Here is a 17,896-nt window from a genome sequence, read left to right on the forward strand (position 1 = left end):
CCAAGGGGAGTTGTGACGGGCATATGGGATTCCCCTGAGCGGGACGGATACGACCTGCTGTCGCGCGCGGTGACGCGCCACGCACACGAGAAGGGCGATGGCGGCCTGAGGGTTTCCGGGCGGCCGGGGGGAGTCGTCCATATCCGTGACGGCCTCGTCGTCGCCGTCGCGAGCCCCGGCGCCCCCGGCCCCGGAACGCTGCTGCTGCGTTCCGGCCGGTCCGGCGCCGGGGCGGCCGCCCTGCGGGTCGTGCGGGTGATGGCGATGCAGGACGCGGTCTTCGCGATCCTCGCCGGGCAGGTGGACGGCTGCGAGGCGATCGAGGACCCCGCCGAACCCCCCGAGGCACTGGCCGTCGGGGAGACGCCCGCGCGGTTGCTGCACCAGGCGGCGCGCAGGCTGGCCGCGCTCGACGTCCTGCCGCATCCGGTACGGCCCGACCGGGAGCGCCCGCTGCCCGCCGTCGAGGCGGACCTCGCCCGACTCGGCGCCGTGCAGCGGGAGGTGATGCTCCACGCGGACGGCCGCCGCACGGCTCGGGACATCGCCTTCAGCACCGGGCGCGCGGTCTACACGGTCACCGTCGAGATGGCCCGCCTGCTGGGCGCGGGCTACCTCGAGTGCGTCGCGTCGGCCGCGCCGGCGGTCCGGATACCGGGCCATGTACCGGCCGAGGGGCTGCGCCCGCGGATGCCCCCGCGGACGCCCCCGCGGACGCCCCAGCGGGTGGAACCGCGGGCGGAACCGCAGGGCGCGGCCGCACCCGGCCCCGAGCGTGCCGCGCCTCCCCCTCCGCCTCCGGCGCCCGTCCTGCCCCGCCGCACCCCAGGCGCCAGCGGCATCGCCGAGACGCCCGCCACCGAAGGGAACGGGCCGCGCCGGAAAGGGTTCTTCCGGCTGCGGAGCGGAACCGCGAGATGACCACGAGCCGAGCACGAACCGACCACGACCCGCATATGCGCACGACGCACATACGCGGTCACCGATGAATGATGCACAGGGAGTTGAGACCATGGACCACACGGCGCTGGCGCTGGAGATGCGCGGCCTGCGCGATCAGGTGACGGGAATCACCGACACCGCGGTCGCGGCGGCCGACGGACTGCTCATCGCCGCCGACACCGCGAACGGCATCGATCCCGAGGGGCTCGCCGCACTGGCCGCGGCCGGCATCGGGCTCGCCCGGCGCACCACCGAGGCGACCGCCCGGGGCACCCTGCAGGGAACCGTGGCATACGGCAGCCACGGCTGCGCCGCCTTCTACGCCGTCGGCGACACCGCCCTGATGGTCGTGCTCGGTGACGAGGGGATGGACCTGGACCGGCTGCACCTGGCGACCCGGCCGGCCATCGACCGCATCGGCTCGATCCTCACCGCGACGGCACCCGAGGGAGTATGAGGGGATGGCGACGAAGCGTATGACTCAGAGCTTCTCCGACCAGGTGCTGGGCCTGGTCAAGACCCTCCGCTCCGAGGCCCCCGACTGTGTGGCCGCGGGTGTGGTCGACATGGCGACGGGCATGCTGCTGTCGTACGAGACCGTGGACAACCACCCGCCCGAGGTCCTCGACCTCCTGGCGGGCGCGACCCTCGACCTGTTCCAGGGGCGCACGGTGGTGATGATCGAGGACGTGTTCAAGGAGCGCCGCGGGGTCAGCGGCGACAACCACTTCTTCCAGGAGATCCTCGTCAACAGCGACCACCTCACCCATCTGTTCGTGCGCATGAACGAGCAGCAGGACGTCGTCGCCGTGGTCGTCTGCCGCAAGTCGGTGAACGTCGGCATGCTCTTCGCCCAGGTCCGCCGGGTGGTGAAGGAATACAGCCTGTGAACGCGTGTGGGCCCCCTCCCAGCGGGGAGGGGGCCCACACGGCCGGCCCGGCCGGTCACTCGGTGCGCAGACCGTCCGGCCGCATCAGCCGCAGCAGCGGCGGCAGGCTGAGCACCGTCACCACCAGCACGACCGCCGCGCCGCTGCCGGTCATCGCCAGCAGGCTCGCCCAGTCCACGCTCACCGTGGCGCCGACCATCTTCAGCAGGACCGCGCCCAGCGTGAGACCCACCACCGACGCCAGCAGCAGGCCCAGCGCGATCGGGATCGCCGTCTGCCACAGCACCGACAGGCTCAGCGTGCGGCGCCGGGTGCCGAAGGCGACCAGCGACGACAGCAGCTTCCTGCGTTCGCGCAACTGCTCCAGCTGCGAGACCAGCAGACTCGCCCCGATCAGCGCCAGCACACAGGCCGCGCCCACGAACAGCCCGGTGCGGATGGAGGCGAAGCGCACGGACTCCCTGGAGGTCGCCCAGGTGTTGGGCATGGAGAGCGGAGCGAGCCGCGCCGCGGTGTTCCGCACATAGTCCCGCGCGTCGGGCACCGAGGGGTCCACCCCGATGTACAACTGCCTGTCGAACGCCGCAGCCGCCTTCGCGGACAGGGCGCCGCGGGTGATCAGGAAGCCGCCGCGCTCCGACCCGGTCGGGTCGTTGCCCGCCCGGGCCTGCTTCAGCGTCCGCGGTACCGTCCAGGCGACCTCCTTGCCCTTGTCGCCGTTGGCGTAGGACGGATCGAAGTACAGGGTCCGGCCGGGCTTGGCCAGCTCCGCGGTGCCGGTGTCGAACACGGCACCCTGCACGGCGAAGACGTCGCCCTCGCGGCACGAGGGGAGCGGCGCCGTCTCGCGCAGGGCCTCGCAGGTGCCCACCGTGACCTGGGTGGTGTTGTCCGGGTCCTTGGCCCGGTCGCCGACATAGGATTCCGAGAACGCTATGACCCGGCGTACGCCCTTGGTGTTCCGCATCTCCCGGGCGGCCGGGTCGAGCGGAGCGCCGCTCGGCAGGGAGACCTGCATCTGGGCCCGCGTCAGGTCGCGTCCCGTCGACGCCCTGTAGTCGCCCTCCACACCGGCGAACAGCATCTGCAGCGCGACCGCACCGGCCACCGCCACCGCGACGCCGTTGACCATACGCGCCGCGGTGCCGCTGCTCAGCTGGAGCCTGCGGACGGCCAGTTGCCATGACACCCCGCCGGCGTCGAGCCGGGCGACGACCGCTTCGACGACCCAGGGCAGCAGTGCGGTGATGCCGACGAGCAGGAACATGACGCCGCCGACGACCAGGTACTGGTTGAAGTTCCCGTTGTCGTTGCCCTTCCCGACCATCGGGTAGAGCATGGCGAGCCCGGCCAGTGGCAGCAGCAGCCGCCACCACAGCCGGCGCCGTGCGGGCCTGGCCGTGCGGACCACGCCGAGCGGCTCGATGACCACACCGCGCAGCGCGAGCAGGGTGACGAGCACCGCGGCCGTGGGGACGGCCACCGCGACCAGCAGCGCCAGCGCGGGCGCCGGGTTCAGGTAGCTGGGGAAGACGCTGATGCCGAAGACTTCCACCTGCGCGACGAGCTGACGCCCGATCAGGAAGAAGCCGACGCCCAGCAGCAGCCCGAACAGGGACCCGGCGAGGGCCTCCCCGGCGGCGATCCGCCGGGTCATGCCGCTGTCGGAGCCGACCAGACGCAGGGCGGCCAGCCGCCGGTCGCGCCGCTCGCCGCCGAACCGCACGGCCGCCGCGATGAAGACCCCGACGGGCATGAGCAGCACCACGAAGACGACCAGGACCAGCAGGAGCAGAACGGGATCCCACGGCTCGGAGCCGGGGTCGGCGCCGCCGAAGCTGTTGATACGGGCCACGTACGGGGGCGCGATGTGCGCCGCCAGTCCCTTGGCGCCCGCGTAGTAGGCGAGTTCCTGGGAACCGATGAGGCCGCTCTCCCCGATGGTCCCGGCGATCCGGTACGGCAGCCGCTCCCGCAGCAGCTTCCCGTCTCCGGATGTGAGCAGCTCCTTCAGAGCGGGGGAGACCACCATCTCGCCCGGCGCCGGGAACGACGTCAGCCCCGGCGGCAAGGGCGCCCGGGCGCCCTCCCGCTCCAGCAGCCGCCCGCGGACGTCCTTCCCGCGGTACTCGGTGTCGACGTCCGCGACCACCAGGGTGTTGTCCGCCCTGGGTCTCTGCGACTGGCTGAAGGTGTGGTCCGCGCGCGCCTCCTCGCGCACTTTGCGCTCCGACAGGACGTTCGGCAGGGCGGTCGTCAGCAGCAGCAGTGCCACGCCGAGTCCGACGCCGACGGCCGTCAGCAGAACCCGGACCCACCCCTCGCGCCCGCCGGTGAACGCGAACTTGGCCCCCATGGCCAGGTCCCTGGGCCACCCCCAAGCTCTCGACTCCGCTCCAGCAGGGAGGTGCCCCCGTGCCGCGCTCATACGATGCGCTCCATGTCCCGGGACTTCCCGTCCCGTACGACGATCTCGCGGTCGGAGTACGCGGCCACCCGCGCCTCGTGCGTGACCAGCACGACGGCGGCGTTGGTGGAGCGGGCCGCCTCGGTGAGCAGTTCCATCACGCGCTCGCCGTTGAGGGAGTCGAGGGCGCCGGTGGGCTCGTCGGCGAACAGCACGCGCGGCGAGGTGACCAGCGAGCGGGCGACGGCGACGCGCTGTCCCTGACCGCCGGATATCTCGCCGGGCCGCTTCTTCGCGAGGTCGTCGACCTCGAGCCGCTCCATCCAGGACAGCGCGGTCCGCTCGGCGGTCCTGCGGGGCGTCCCGCCCAGCCGCAGCGGAAGGGCCACGTTCTCGACGCAGGTCAGCTCGGGCACGAGCTGGCCGAACTGGAACACGAAGCCGAACTCGGACCTCCTCAGGAGGCTGCGCTCGGCGTCGCCCATGCCGGCCATCTCGCGGCCGTCGTACAGGATCGAGCCCGAGTCGGGCGGCACGATCCCGGCGAGGCAGTGCAGCAGCGTCGACTTGCCGGAGCCGGAGGGACCCATCACGGCGACGATCTCGCCCGGGTGGATGGAGAACCCGGCGCCGTCGAGGGCGAGGGTCGGCCCGTAGGCCTTGCGCAGGTTCTCGGCGGTGAGCAGGGAACCGGGAGGATGCGTCATGGGGCCACCACCTCGGCGAGCCGGTCGAGGCGCGCGGCGGTCAGCTCCAGCCAGCGCAGGTCGGCCTCGAGATGGAACAGGGCGTGGTCGCAGATCAACTGGTCGGCCAGGTCGCCCTTGCGCTTGCGGTCGGTGAGGATCCGCATCATGCGCAGATGCTCGGCGCGCTGTGTGTCGAGGATGTCGGCCGCGTCGCGGTGGGTGAGAAGCGCGAGGACGACCTTGGTGTAGAGGGTCGACTGCAGATACGGTTCGGGCTTCTCGGGGGTCGCGAGCCACCGCCGCACGTCGGTGATCCCGGCCTCGGTGATGGCGTACCGCTTGCGCTCGGGCCCGTCGCCCGCCTCGATCCCGTCGACTTCGACGAGCCCGTTCTTCAGCAGGCGGGACATCGTCGAGTAGACCTGGCCGTAGTGCAGCGGCCGGTCGTGACCGAATTTCTCGTCGAAGGCCCGCTTCAGGTCGTAACCGTGACGGGGCCCGGACTCCAGGAGCCCTAGGAGGGTGTGACCGATGGACATGCGCTCACTCTACACACGGCGTATACACCTCGCGTATACATGCGGCGTATAGGTCTCGCCGGAGGGTGACTCCTCGCAGGTGGGGAGGCTTTGTCACGGTTCTGCCACAGGCCTGGCCGGGTGTTCGGGGAACGTGAGCCGCTCGGTCCGGCGGGGGTTCCCGGCGCCTGCGCGAGGTCGTGCCGCGCCAGGAACTTGGGCCTGCCCGACAACCTTCCGCCGCTCTCGGACGTCGGTTCGGATGGGACAGGTGCTGGATCTCACGTCCGACAAGGCGTGATCGGCAACCCTTTGTCATACCGTGCGGTGTTAGCTTTCTGAGCTGACCCGAGCCACGAACCTGTGTGACCCACGAGACCGAAGCGGATTGGATCGAGCCATGGGACGAGCGGAAGAGAGACGAGCGCGGCAGCGCGGTGGCCGCCGCGCGGCGCCCAAGCGCTCGTCCAGGACGGCCGGATCCGCGTCGGTCGGCGCGTCGCCGGGCCCCCGGGCCGCCGCACGGGGCAGGGGCGGCAAGGCCGGGAAGAGCGGCATACGCAGATTCTTCACCTGGAAGACCGTCCTGGGCTCGCTCTTCGGCTTCGTGCTGCTGGGCATGGGCGCCTTCATCGTGCTGTACATGATGATCGGCATCCCCGAGGGCAACGCGGCCGCCAAACTGCAGAGCAACGTCTACAAGTACAGCGACGGCACCATCCTGGCCCGCACCGGCGAGATCAACCGGGAGAACGTGGATCTCGCCGAGATCCCCAAGGACGTCCGGCGCACCTTCGTCGCCGCCGAGAACAAGACCTTCTACAAGGACGCGGGCGTCGACCTGAAGGGCACGGCCCGCGGTCTGATCAACACCCTGTCCGGCAAGGGCGCCCAGGGCGGCTCCACGATCACCCAGCAGTACGTCAAGAACTACTACCTGAACCAGAACCAGACCGTCACGCGCAAGCTGAAGGAACTGGTCATCTCGCTGAAGCTGGACCGCCAGAAGTCCAAGGACTACATCCTCGCGGGTTACATCAACACCAGCTACTACGGCCGCGGCGCCTACGGCATCCAGGCCGCGGCGCAGGCGTACTACCGCAAGGACGCCAAGGACCTCACGGTCCAGGAGGGCGCCTACCTGGCCGCGCTGCTCCAGGCGCCGAACCAGTACGACTGGGCGATCGCCACCGACACCGGCAAGAGGCTGGCGAAGAACCGCTGGAACTACGTCCTGGACAACATGGTCGGGCAGCACTGGCTGGACGCGGGCAAACGCCAGGGCATGACGTTCCCGGTGCCGAAGACGCCCAAGGCGGCGCCCGGCATGGAGGGGCAGACCGGCTACCTGGTGGACGCGGCCAACGCGGCGCTGGAGAAGCAGCTGGTCAGCCAGGGCACCGCCGCCTCGCTCGGTGACGCCGAGGCGCTGGTGAAACAGGGCGGCTGGACCATCACACTGAACATCGACAAGAAGAAGCAGGCCCAGCTGGAGCAGGCCGTCAAGGACCGCCTCACCAGCAAGCTGAACCCGAAGAAGCGGTCCGTCGACGGCGACGTCCAGGCCGGTGCGGCGTCCGTGGACCCGAAGACGGGCCGGGTGATCGCCATGTACGGCGGCATCGACTACTTCAAGCACTTCCGCAACAACGCGACCCGCCGCGACTATCAGCCCGCCTCCACCTTCAAGCCGTTGATCCTCGCCGCCGCGCTGGACAAGGGCGCCAAGACCCAGGACGGCCGGGCGATCGACGCGAACACGATCTACGACGGCATGAGCCGCCGTCCGGTCAAGGGCAGCGCGGTCCCCTTCGCCCCGCCCAACGAGGACGAGCAGAACTACGGAGACATCACCGTCCAGACGGCGATGAACCAGTCCGTGAACTCGGTCTTCGCGCAGATGGGCGTCGACGTCGGCATGGAGGAGGTCCTGAAGACCGCGAACTCCCTCGGCATGGACACCGAGGGACTGCCGGCCGTGCCCGCCCAGACCCTCGGCTCCATGGGCGCGAGCCCGCTGGAGATGGCCGGGGTCTACGCCACCCTCGACAACCACGGCAAGAAGGTCACCCCCGCGATCATCAAGTCGGCCGAGCACAAGGACCGCACGGTCACCCTCCCGGACCCGATCGGCGACCAGGTGATCACCCGCGAGGCCGCGGACACGGTCACCTCCGTGCTCACCGGCGTGGTCGACGACGGTACGGCCAAGACATCGGTGCGGGACAACCCGGCCCGCCGCGGTCAGCAGGTCGCCGGCAAGACGGGTACCTCCGACAGCAACAAGTCGGCCTGGTTCACCGGCTACACACCGGACCTGGTCACCTCCGTCGGCCTGTTCGGCGAGGACGCCAAGAGCCACGCCCAGGTGTCGCTGAAGGGGGCGACGGGCCTCATCCCGGGCAGCGGCCGCATCAACGGCGGTGGCTACCCGGCGCAGATCTGGGCCGCGTACACCTTCGACGCGATGGACGGCGTCAGCAAGTTCGACCTGGAGACCACGCAGGGCGCGGCCGTCCAGCCGAGCTCGTCGCCGACGACCAGCCAGTCGCCCACCGGCACGCCGTCGTCGACGCCGACCACCCGGCCGCCCACGTCCGCGCCGCCGACGTCCTCGGCCCCGCCGACGCAGTCGCAGACGCCCACCCAGGAGCCTCCGACCACGAGCCCGCCGACGACGCCGGCCACCACCACCCCGCCGCCGCCCAACAACCCGCTGAATCCCAACGGCGGGACATGATCCCGAGCGCGTGGGAGAGGGGGCACCCGGTCGTCCGGGTGCCCCCTCGACGCGTCACGGGAGCCGCCCGGGCGGCCGCCCCGCTCAGGCGCCGTTGACGTTGTGGGCGATGCGGTCGCCGATCTCCTTGTCGATGTTGCGCCAGTACTGCAGCGCACGGTCGAGGACCGGGCGGGTCACGCCGGCCTTGAGATGACCGGTGACGTTCGACACCAGCCGGTCGCGGGCCGCGTCGTCCAGCACATGGCGGACCATGGTGCCCGGCTGGCCGAAGTCGTCGTCCTCGGAGTGCAGCCGGTAGGCCTCGCGGACCATCTCGCCCGCCGTCTGCCAGCCAGCGATATCGCCGAACTGCGTCACCGCCGCGGCCGGGCCGCCGTATGAGTTGGGGGCGTACGGCCGGGCGGTGTCGGCGGGCTCGTAGCGCATCGGGCCGTCCTTGGCGTAGGAGTTGACCTGCGAGCGCGGCCGGTTGGGCGGCAGCTGGGCGTAGTTCGGGCCGATGCGGTAGCGGTGCGTGTCCGGGTAGGAGAAGAGCCGCCCGAGCAGCATCTTGTCCGGGGAGGGGCCGATGCCCGGCACCATGTTGGACGGCTCGAACGCGGCCTGCTCGATGTGGACGAAGTAGTCCTCGGGGTTCTTGTCGAGGGTCATCCGGCCGACCTCGATCAGCGGGTAGTCGCCGTGCGGCCACACCTTGGTCAGGTCGAACGGGTTGAACCGGTAGTCCGGGGCGTCCTCGAACGGCATCACCTGGACGTGGACCGTCCAGGACGGGTGCTCGCCGCGCTCGATCGCCTCGTACAGATCACGGCGGTGCACGTCGGCGTCCTCGCCGGCGAGGCGGTCCGCGTCGGCCTGGGTGAGGAAGTCGATGCCCTGGTCGGTCTTGATGTGGTACTTGACCCAGAACTTCTCGCCGCCGCCGTTGATCCACATGTACGTGTGCGAGGAGTAGCCGTTCATATGGCGGTACGTCTTCGGGACGCCGCGGTCGCCCATGAGCCATGTCACCATGTGCGCCGACTCGGGGGAGAGGGTCCAGAAGTCCCACTGCATGTCGTTGTTGCGCAGCCCGGTGACCGGGTGGCGTTTCTGCGACCGGATGAAGTCCTGGAACTTCTGCGGATCCCGGACGAAGAAGACCGGGGTGTTGTTGCCGACCAGGTCGTAGTTGCCGTGCTCCGTGTAGAACTTCAGCGCGAAGCCGCGCGGGTCGCGCCAGGTGTCGGGGGAGCCGAGTTCGCCCGCGACCGTCGAGAAGCGGGCGAGCATCTCGGTGCGCTTGCCCGGCTGGAAGAGGGCGGCCTTGGTGAACTGGCTCACGTCGTTGGTTACTTCGAAGGTTCCGTACGCGCCACTGCCCTTGGCGTGCACCACGCGCTCGGGGACCCGCTCCCGGTTGAACTGGGCCATCTTCTCGATGAGGTAGTGGTCCTGGAGGAGGATCGGGCCGTCCGGTCCCACGGTCAGCGAGTGTTCGTCGCTCTCCACCGGAATACCGGCGTTCGTCGTGGTGTACGGGACCGACTGAGGTGCCTGAGTCACGAGCGTCCCTCCTGTCGAACGAGGTCGTCAGGTCGCTTGGCTCACCTCAGCAGTCAACTCCGCCCCTGGGGTGTCGGCAACATTTGGACCTGGTCCAGCTCCGGTCCCGGTCCAGGACCGGAGGCCGGACCGGGTCGCCGTCCGGGACCGCTCAGCCCCTGTTCAGCTCGAACCAGACCACCTTCCCCGTGCTCAGCCGGGTCGCACCCCAGCGGCGCGCCAGCCGGTTGACCAGGTACAGGCCCCGGCCGCCCTCGTCCGTGGCCCGCGCCTGGCGCAGCCGCGGCAGCTGCGGCACATCGTCGCCGACCTCGCAGCGCAGCACATCGGTGCGCAGCAGCCGCAGCGTGACCGGCCGTGACGCATAGCGCACGGCGTTCGTCACCACCTCACTGACCAGCAGCTCCACCGAGTCCGTCAGCTCGTCCAGGTCCCAGCGGGCGAGCGCCCGGCGCACCAGCCGGCGGGCCCGGCTCGGCGCCGAGTCCTCCGGTTCCAGGAACCAGTAGGCGACATCGGTCGGCGCGATCCCGTCGAAGCGGGCCGCCAGCAGCGCGATGTCGTCGTCGCGGTCGCCGGGACCGAGCATGTCGAGCACCTCGTCGCACAGCGCCTCCAGCGGCGGCGGGTGATCGGCGCCGGTCAGCTGGGCGGTCGCCGCGAGCTTCTCCCGCAGCTGCTCTATCCCGGTCCACACGTCCCGCAGCCGCGACTCCACCAGACCGTCGGTGTACAGCAGCAGCGTCGCGCCGGCCGGGGCGTCCAGCTCGACCGCCTCGAAGTCCACGCCGCCCACCCCGATGGGAGCGCCCGCGGGGACCCGCAGCACCTCGGCCCGGCCGCCCAGATGCAGCAGCACCGGCGGCGGATGGCCCGCGTTGGCGATGGTGATCCGGTGCGAGACCGGGTCGTACACCGCGTACAGGCAGGTCGCCATGCGGTCGGTGCCCAGCCGCTGGGCCTGCTCGTCGAGGTGGTGCAGCACCTCCTGCGGCGGCAGGTCCAGCCCGGCGAGCGTCTGCGCCGTGGTGCGCAGCTGCCCCATGATCGCCGCGGATGTCATGGAGTGGCCCATGACGTCGCCCACGACCAGCGCCACCCGGCTGCCCGGCAGCGGGATCGCGTCGTACCAGTCGCCGCCCACCCGCGCGGTCTCGGCGGCCGGCAGATACCGGGACGCCAGCCGCACGCCCGTCGGGTTCGGCAGGGTCTCCGGCAGCATGGTCCGCTGCAGCTCGTCGGCGATGTACGCCTCGCGGCCGTACAGCACCGCCTTGTCGATGCCGAGCGCGCTGTGCGTGGCGAGCTGGGCGGCGACCAGCAGGTCGTCCGTCTCGAACGCCATGCGCTCAGGGCGGCGCAGGAACAGGGCGGCGCCGATGACCCGGCGGCGGCCACGCAGCGGAGCGAGGATCGCCCGCTGGCCCGCCGGGATCACCAGGTCGTCGCCGAGCAGCTCGGGCAGCGCGGCGCGCGCGGCCGGCGCGTCCGCGAACACGGGCCGCACCCCGCGCAGCACCTCGGCGAGCGGGCCGCCGGGCCGCACCTGGCACAGCTCGTTGCTCAGCTCGGCCAGACCCGAGTTCTCCGGCGCCGGAACCGGCAGGATCCCGTCCTCCAGGTCCCGCTCCTGAGGGATCCGGTCGGTGCGCCGCAGCCGCAGCACCAGGGGCCCGGTGGGCCGCTCGTCGCCCACGGGCAGGGGATCACGCAGATAGACCAGGATCGCGTCCGAGAAGGTCGGCACGGTGGCCCGGCACAGGCCCATCACGATCTCGTCGAGATCGATGCCCCGGGCGATCCGGCGGGTCGCGGCGCCCACGAAGCGCAGCCGGTCCCCGTCGCGCCGCATGGGCATGGGCCCGCTCGGCGGCGACTGGCCGGTGCGCCGGTCCTCGCCCGCAGGCGGCGCGGCGCCACGGTCCTGGTCGGCGCCGGGCTGGGCCGGGATGCTCTCGGGAGCGGGGCGCGGCCGGTGCGCGTCGGGCTCCTCCGCGGCCGGCTGTGAGTGCTCCGTGACACCCGCCGCGGGCAGCGGTGCGGGCGTGCCGCCCGGGGTGCCCGGCGGCCCGTGCTGGGCGCAGGGCATCGGCACCGCGGACACGTCGCCGGGCCGGGTCTGTGCCGGTAACGCCGAGGCCGGCGCGGTGGACAGCGGCTCCGGGGTACGCAGGAGCGCCCCGCGGGGCTCCGCGGGGCCGACGCCCGGCTGCGGGCGTTCGTGGGAGGTCGGGTGCTCCGTCACGCGTGTCGAATCCATCCGTCCGGGGCTGCGCGCCGTGCGTGCAGTTCGTCCCGCAGAAAAGCCGATACCCGGAATACGTGCCCCGGGAACGGGAATCCCGTGCGGTCACGGGCCGTCCATGGTCCACCGGCCGGACGGCCCGGAGCCGTCCCGGTGTGGCCCTCGTACCCCTCGCTCACGTCCTGCCGCCCCTCGGTGACGTTTGGTCAAGCCCAGCACATACTGCGGGAGTTGCTCGTGCGTGCCCTTGCGGAGGACGATCCTACGGTTGTACCGCGGGGGCGCAACAAGGGTCTCATGAGGTCACGTACGCGGGGGTACGGTCCCAGTCCTCCGGCAGCGACGGCACGGACCAGGACGGATCCGGGCGCCAGTGCTGCCAGCCCTCCGAGAACGGCGGCCCCCAGGCGCGGATCACCTCCACCGCCGAGCGCCCCGCCTCCCGTACCCGGCGGGCGAGCCGGGCGTCCATCAGACCGTCCCGCTGGGCCTGCGCGAACTCGTCCTCGTCGCGCCAGCCCCAACTGCGGTCCGGATAGACGCAGATGTCCAGGAAATGGTCCTCGGAGTCGACCCCGCCGCTCCAGCGGACCAGCGGCGCCTCCAGATTGACGTACCAGTTCTTGAACCGCCAGCCCGGCTCCCAGAACAGCCACACCGACCAGGGCTCGCCGGGCCGCGCCAGCTTGAGCACACCGGTGCCGGACCAGCGGTCGAGCCGCACGGTCCGCGGCTTGGTGTAGCGGGACTCCAACGGCTCCGCGTGCAGCGGGGTGCCGTCGGCGAGGACGGGCTTCACGCATCGGGTGCCGGGTGCCATCCACACGGCGAGCATCTCGTCGTCGTCCCGGACGACGGTGACCGGCCGGGCGATGTGGAAGCGATCGCCCGCGTTCTCCCGGTACCGCCACAGGATCCGTTCCCCCGGGGTCCAGTACACCGTCGGTCCGTTGTCTTCCCCACCCGCTTCCACTCGTCTCACCGTCCCGTCGTCCGTCATGCAGAGATATTAGGTGCCACAGGCATACGACGCCGTGGCGGCCGCCATGGTTCGCGTCACGAGCGGGCCGTGTGACGGGACGTGACGGGAATCGTCACGGATGCGTCATCCGCAGGACGTCGAGCGCCTCGTCCAACTGCTCCAGCGTGAGCTCTCCGCGGTCCACGTACCCCGATTCCAGGACGGCCTGACGGATCGTCTTGCGTTCGACGAGCGCCTTCTTGGCGACCCTGGCGGCCTCCTCGTACCCGATGTACGCGGTGAGCGGGGTGACGACGGAGGGGGACGACTCGGCGTACTCACGGGCGCGTTCCCGGTGGGCGACGATGCCGTCGACGGTGCGGTCGGCCAGCAGCCGTGCGACGTTGGCGAGCAACCGGACGGATTCGAGGACGTTCCTGGCCATCACCGGCAGCATGACGTTCAGCTCGAAGGTGCCGGAGGCGCCGGCGGTGGCGATGGCCGTGTCGTTCCCGACGACCTGCGCGGCGACCATCAGGACCGCCTCCGGGATGACGGGATTGACCTTGCCGGGCATGATCGAGGACCCCGGCTGCAGATCCGGGAGGCTGATCTCGGCGAGCCCCGCCCGCGGCCCGGAGGCCATCCACCGCAGATCGTTCGCGATCTTGGTCAGTCCCACGGCGATGGTCCTGAGCTGCCCGCTGATCTCGACGACCGCGTCCCGGGCGCCCTGCGCCTCGAAGTGGTCGCGGGCCTCGGTGAAGGGCAGCCCCGTGACCCGGGCGACCTCCGCGATGACGGCGGCGGAGAACCCGGGCGGGGTGTTGATCCCGGTCCCGACCGCGGTACCGCCCAGCGGCAGCTCGGCGAGCCGCGGCAGCGAGGCGTTCAGGCGCTCGACGCCGTAGCGCACCTGGGCGGCGTACCCGCCGAACTCCTGACCGAGCGTCACGGGCGTGGCGTCCATGAGATGGGTCCGCCCCGCCTTCACCACATCGGCGAATGCGTCCGCCTTGCGCTCGAGCGAGGCGGCGAGATGCTCCAGGGCGGGGACGAGATCCCGGGTGACGGCGGCGGTCGCGGCGACGTGCAGGGAGGACGGGAAGACGTCGTTGGACGACTGCGAGGCGTTCACATGGTCGTTGGGATGCACGTCCCTGCCGAGCCGCTCGCTCGCGAGGGTGGCGATGACCTCGTTGGCGTTCATGTTGGACGAGGTCCCGGACCCGGTCTGGAAGACGTCGACGGGGAAGTGCTCGTCCCACCGCCCCTCGGCGACCTCCGCGGCAGCCTCCTGGATCGCCTCGGCGACGTCCTCGGACAGCACGCCGAGTTCCCCGTTGACCTTGGCGGCGGCCCCCTTGATCCGCGCGAGCGCCTCGATGTGCGCCCGCTCGATCCGCTGCCCGGAGACGGGGAAGTTCTCCACGGCCCGCTGCGTCTGCGCCCGCCACTTGGCGTGCCGCGGTACCTGGACTTCACCCATGGAGTCGTGCTCGATGCGGTAGTCGCTCATGGCAGGTACAGCGACGGGGGTGGTGGGGTTGTTCCGGGGGCTGGGCCATGTGGGTGCGGAGCCGGACGGCTGAGCTGTTCTGCTCTGCTGGAGGCGCGCTGAGTGTCGGCCGGGCTGGGGGCATGGCGGTGACCCGACCCCGACGGCCACATCGCAGCCGCCGGGGTGGGGGGACCGCCCCCGCGCCGCGCCGGCTTGTGCTACGCCAGCCCGGGCCTGCGCACCGGGATCGATGTGAAGGTGGGCGGCTCCGAGGGCGCCTGGAAGAAGTCGTTGCCCTTGTCGTCCACCACGATGAACGCCGGGAAGTCCTCCACCTCGATCTTCCAGACCGCCTCCATGCCGAGTTCCTCGTACTCCACGACCTCGACCTTCTTGATGCAGTCCTGGGCGAGGCGCGCGGCCGGGCCGCCGATGGAGCCGAGGTAGAAGCCGCCGTGGGCCGCGCACGCGTCCGTGACCTGCTTGCTGCGGTTGCCCTTCGCCAGCATCACCTTGGAGCCGCCCGCCGCCTGGAACTGCTCGACGTAGGAGTCCATGCGGCCGGCCGTCGTGGGCCCGAACGAGCCGGACGCGTACCCCTCGGGGGTCTTGGCCGGGCCCGCGTAGTAGACCGGGTGGTCCTTCAGGTACTGCGGCATCTCCTCGCCGCGGTCCAGCCGCTCCTTGATCTTGGCGTGCGCGATGTCGCGCGCCACCACCAGCGGGCCGGACAGCGACAGCCGCGTCTTGACCGGGTACTTGGTCAGCTCGGCGAGGATCTCGTCCATCGGCTGGTTCAGGTCGATGCGGACACTCTGCGCATCAGCGGCTTCGCCGCGGGCCCCGTCCTGCTCCAGGTGCTCGTCCGTCGTCTCCGGCAGGAACCGCGCCGGGTCCGTCTCCAGCTGTTCCAGGAACACGCCCTCGGCCGTGATCTTGGCGACCGCCTGCCGGTCCGCGGAACACGACACCGCGATCGCCACCGGGCAGGACGCACCGTGCCGCGGCAGCCGTACCACCCGCACGTCGTGGCAGAAGTACTTGCCGCCGAACTGCGCCCCGATGCCGATCTTCTGCGTCAGCTCGAAGACCTTCTCCTCCAGCTCCTTGTCCCGGAAGCCGTGCCCCAGTTTTGAGCCCTCGGCCGGCAGCTCGTCCAGGTAGTGCGCGGAGGCGTACTTCGCGGTCTTCAGCGCGTACTCGGCGCTCGTGCCGCCGACGACGATCGCCAGGTGGTACGGCGGGCAGGCGGCCGTGCCCAGCGAACGGATCTTCTCCTCCAGGAACTTCATCATGGAGGACTCGTTCAGGACGGCCTTCGTCTCCTGGTAGAGGAAGGACTTGTTGGCGCTTCCGCCGCCCTTCGCCATGAACAGGAACTTGTAGGCGCCGCCGTCCGTCGCGTACAGCTCGATCTGTGCCGGCAGGTTGGAGCCGGTGTTCTTCTCCTCCCACATGGTGAGCGGAGCCATCTGCGAGTACCGCAGGTTCAGCTTCGTGTACGCGTCGTAGATGCCCCGGGAGAGCGCCTTCTCGTCCTCGCCTTCGGTGAGGACGTTCTGGCCGCGCTTGCCCATGACGATGGCCGTGCCGGTGTCCTGGCACATGGGCAGCACACCCGCCGCCGCGATGTTCGCGTTCTTCAGCAGGTCCAGGGCGACGAACTTGTCGTTCGCCGACGCCTCCGGGTCGTCGATGATGCGCCGCAGCTGGGCGAGGTGCGCGGGACGCAGGTAGTGCTGGATGTCGTGGATCGCCTCTTCGGCGAGCTTGCGCAGCGCCTCCGGCTCGACCTTGAGGAACGTCCGCCCGTCGGCCTCGAAGGTGGAGACACCCTCGGAGGTCACCAGCCGGTAGGGGGTGGTGTCCTCTCCCGTGGGGAGCAGATCGGTGTACGCGAACTCAGGCATCTCGCCCATTCCTCACTCGACAGACAGCGGCTGGCCTCCGTTGGCAGCGCTCACCAGCGTAGAACCTGGCGAGGACGGCCCGCCTGTGAGGTAGGGCTCAGTTCACGCCCGGCCGTCCCCCGGCCGGCCCCCGGCCGTCCCCGGTTGTCCACAGGCCGGGTCGAGGGGTAGTCGCGATCTATCGCGTTTCGGTACGCTGCTGCCGTGGACCTTCACAAGAGCCCCGCCCCGACGGACCGGCAGCCGGTGGCCCCGGCCGAGCTGCGCTGCTCCGATGCCGACCGCGACCGTGTCGCCGACATCCTGCGCGACGCCCTGGCCGAGGGCCGCCTGACCGCGGAGGAGCACGCCGAGCGCGTCGAGGGTGTGCTGAGCGCCAAGACCGTCGGCGACCTGGAGGGGTTCGTCCGGGACCTGCCCGTGGCCCACCCGCGCCGCACCACGGTGTACACGTCGGCGCCTCCTCGCCCCACCCGCGAGGCGATACCGGCCGAGCCCGACGAGAACGTGGTGGCGGTCTTCAGCAGCGCCATACGCAGGGGCCGCTGGCGCCCAGGCCGCCGGCTCCACGCCTACGCGATCTTCGGTTCCGTCGAGATCGACCTCAGCGAGGCCATGTTCGAGTACCAGCAGGTCGTGATCAAGGCGATCTCGGTCTTCGGCAACGTGGAGATCCGCGTCCCCGAGAACGTCACGCTGCGCGGAACCGGAGGCGGCGTGCTCGGCAATTTCGAGGTGAGCACGCTGGACTCGGGCGAACAGGACGCGCCCGTCGTCTACGTGGACGGACTGGCCGTACTCGGAAACGTCGAGGCGCGGCCGAAGCGCGGAAAGCTCGTCGCGGACATTCTCGATCGGGTCTCGGACAAGGTCGACAGGGCTTTGCGCAAACATCTGGACCGTTGACGCTTGTGAATCCGGCCGCGCCCGAAGTGCGCCGGGTGCGCCTCGTTGACATCAACCTCCCCTGGAATTCCGGTGGTTCGGGACCCAGCGCATAGGCACGCGCACAGCGGGTACACCTTGGTGCATCGTCTCTCGCTCGCGAAGCCGTCGTCAGGAGTAGACCGTGCTGCAACCGCCGCATTCGTCCCTGCAGGTCGCTGGGGTTCCGCACCAGCGGGTGCCAGTGCGCGACAGGGATCAGGACGCCCCGTGGCACACGGAGGCGGTGTGCCGGCGCGACGAGGCCGGCCTGTTCTTCGCCCCCTCCAAGGAGCCCACCGCGGCCCGGTTGTCCCGTGAGGAGGCGGCCAAGCGGGTCTGTGCGCGCTGCCCGGTGATGGTCGAGTGCCGAGAACACGCACTCCTGCAACCGGAGCCGTACGGCGTGTGGGGCGGCCTCACCGCCGCAGAGCGCCGCGTGGTGCTGGCCCGGCGCCGCCGCCGCGACGTGGAACTCAAGAAGGCCGCGCGGGGGACGATAGCGGCGGCGGGCTGAGCGAGGCATACGGGAAGGGGCGCGCTCTCCGCACCGAGGACGCCCCTCACCGGAACGAGGCGTGAGGCAGACGCGAGGGGCGCCCGCCGTCGGCGCGCGCCCCT

At 71.0% G+C, this 17,896-nt stretch carries 14 protein-coding genes; 6 read left to right on the forward strand and 8 right to left on the reverse strand.

Going from position 1 to position 17,896, the window contains the following annotated elements; translation table 11 throughout:
* The first annotated feature begins 12 nt into the window (after positions 1–12).
* The 3 genes from ACZ79I_RS25445 to ACZ79I_RS25455 all read left to right on the forward strand — a co-directional run bounded on the left by ACZ79I_RS25445 (position 13) and on the right by ACZ79I_RS25455 (position 1,832).
* Positions 13–921 carry a MarR family transcriptional regulator gene (locus tag ACZ79I_RS25445; RefSeq protein ID WP_471499780.1) on the forward strand — a complete coding sequence of 303 codons (909 nt, stop codon included), beginning with the start codon at positions 13–15 and terminating at the stop codon, positions 919–921.
* 91 nt (positions 922–1,012) lie between these two features.
* Entirely contained in the window at positions 1,013–1,399 is a 387-nt protein-coding gene (locus tag ACZ79I_RS25450; protein WP_471499781.1) for a roadblock/LC7 domain-containing protein, read from the forward strand.
* Between the two features lie 4 nt (positions 1,400–1,403).
* Positions 1,404–1,832, forward strand: coding sequence for a hypothetical protein (locus ACZ79I_RS25455; RefSeq protein WP_471499782.1), 429 nt, complete (start codon positions 1,404–1,406; stop codon positions 1,830–1,832).
* A gap of 55 nt (positions 1,833–1,887) precedes the next feature.
* Here the strand turns inward: ACZ79I_RS25455 and ACZ79I_RS25460 are convergent, their stop codons facing one another.
* The 3 genes from ACZ79I_RS25460 to ACZ79I_RS25470 form a co-directional block, all read right to left on the reverse strand.
* Positions 1,888–4,188 (reverse strand): ABC transporter permease, encoded by a 2,301-nt coding sequence (locus ACZ79I_RS25460; RefSeq protein ID WP_471499783.1) that lies wholly within the window; start codon positions 4,186–4,188, stop codon positions 1,888–1,890.
* Between the two features lie 68 nt (positions 4,189–4,256).
* Positions 4,257–4,946, reverse strand: coding sequence for an ABC transporter ATP-binding protein (locus ACZ79I_RS25465; protein ID WP_471499784.1), 690 nt, complete (start codon positions 4,944–4,946; stop codon positions 4,257–4,259).
* Complete coding sequence (locus ACZ79I_RS25470; protein WP_471499785.1) at positions 4,943–5,467, reverse strand: PadR family transcriptional regulator; 525 nt, start codon at positions 5,465–5,467, stop codon at positions 4,943–4,945. The genes ACZ79I_RS25465 and ACZ79I_RS25470 overlap by 4 nt, the downstream gene beginning before the upstream one ends.
* A 379-nt stretch (positions 5,468–5,846) precedes the next feature.
* Here ACZ79I_RS25470 and ACZ79I_RS25475 point away from each other — a divergent pair, with 379 nt between their 5' ends.
* The gene (locus tag ACZ79I_RS25475; protein WP_471499786.1) at positions 5,847–8,186 is read left to right on the forward strand and encodes a transglycosylase domain-containing protein; all 2,340 of its coding nucleotides are present in this window, start codon (positions 5,847–5,849) and stop codon (positions 8,184–8,186) included.
* A gap of 84 nt (positions 8,187–8,270) precedes the next feature.
* On the opposite strand, the gene ACZ79I_RS25480 is transcribed toward ACZ79I_RS25475, so the two are convergent.
* The 5 genes from ACZ79I_RS25480 to ACZ79I_RS25500 form a co-directional block, all read right to left on the reverse strand.
* Positions 8,271–9,734: a catalase gene (locus ACZ79I_RS25480; protein ID WP_471499787.1), complete on the reverse strand. Its 1,464-nt coding sequence runs from the start codon at positions 9,732–9,734 to the stop codon at positions 8,271–8,273.
* 151 nt (positions 9,735–9,885) lie between these two features.
* On the reverse strand, positions 9,886–11,994 hold the full coding sequence (locus ACZ79I_RS25485) for a SpoIIE family protein phosphatase (protein ID WP_471499788.1): 2,109 nt from the start codon (positions 11,992–11,994) through the stop codon (positions 9,886–9,888).
* 280 nt (positions 11,995–12,274) lie between these two features.
* Positions 12,275–12,979, reverse strand: coding sequence for a cytidylyl-2-hydroxypropylphosphonate hydrolase (fomD, locus tag ACZ79I_RS25490; protein WP_471499789.1), 705 nt, complete (start codon positions 12,977–12,979; stop codon positions 12,275–12,277).
* A 94-nt stretch (positions 12,980–13,073) separates the two neighbouring features.
* Entirely contained in the window at positions 13,074–14,459 is a 1,386-nt protein-coding gene (locus tag ACZ79I_RS25495; protein WP_471499790.1) for a class II fumarate hydratase, read from the reverse strand.
* 200 nt (positions 14,460–14,659) lie between these two features.
* A complete protein-coding gene (locus tag ACZ79I_RS25500) occupies positions 14,660–16,351 on the reverse strand; it encodes a fumarate hydratase (protein ID WP_471499791.1) in 1,692 nt (563 codons plus the stop codon).
* Between the two features lie 204 nt (positions 16,352–16,555).
* On the opposite strand from ACZ79I_RS25500, the gene ACZ79I_RS25505 reads away from it, so the two are divergent.
* Together ACZ79I_RS25505 and ACZ79I_RS25510 are read left to right on the forward strand one after the other, a co-directional pair.
* Positions 16,556–17,257, forward strand: a complete 702-nt coding sequence (locus ACZ79I_RS25505) for a DUF1707 SHOCT-like domain-containing protein (protein ID WP_471499792.1) — start codon at positions 16,556–16,558, stop codon at positions 17,255–17,257.
* Between the two features lie 163 nt (positions 17,258–17,420).
* On the forward strand, positions 17,421–17,792 hold the full coding sequence (locus tag ACZ79I_RS25510; RefSeq protein ID WP_471499793.1) for a WhiB family transcriptional regulator: 372 nt from the start codon (positions 17,421–17,423) through the stop codon (positions 17,790–17,792).
* Positions 17,793–17,896 lie beyond the last annotated feature (104 nt).

The sequence above is a fragment of the Streptomyces sp. PSU-S4-23 genome, from assembly GCF_055632315.1.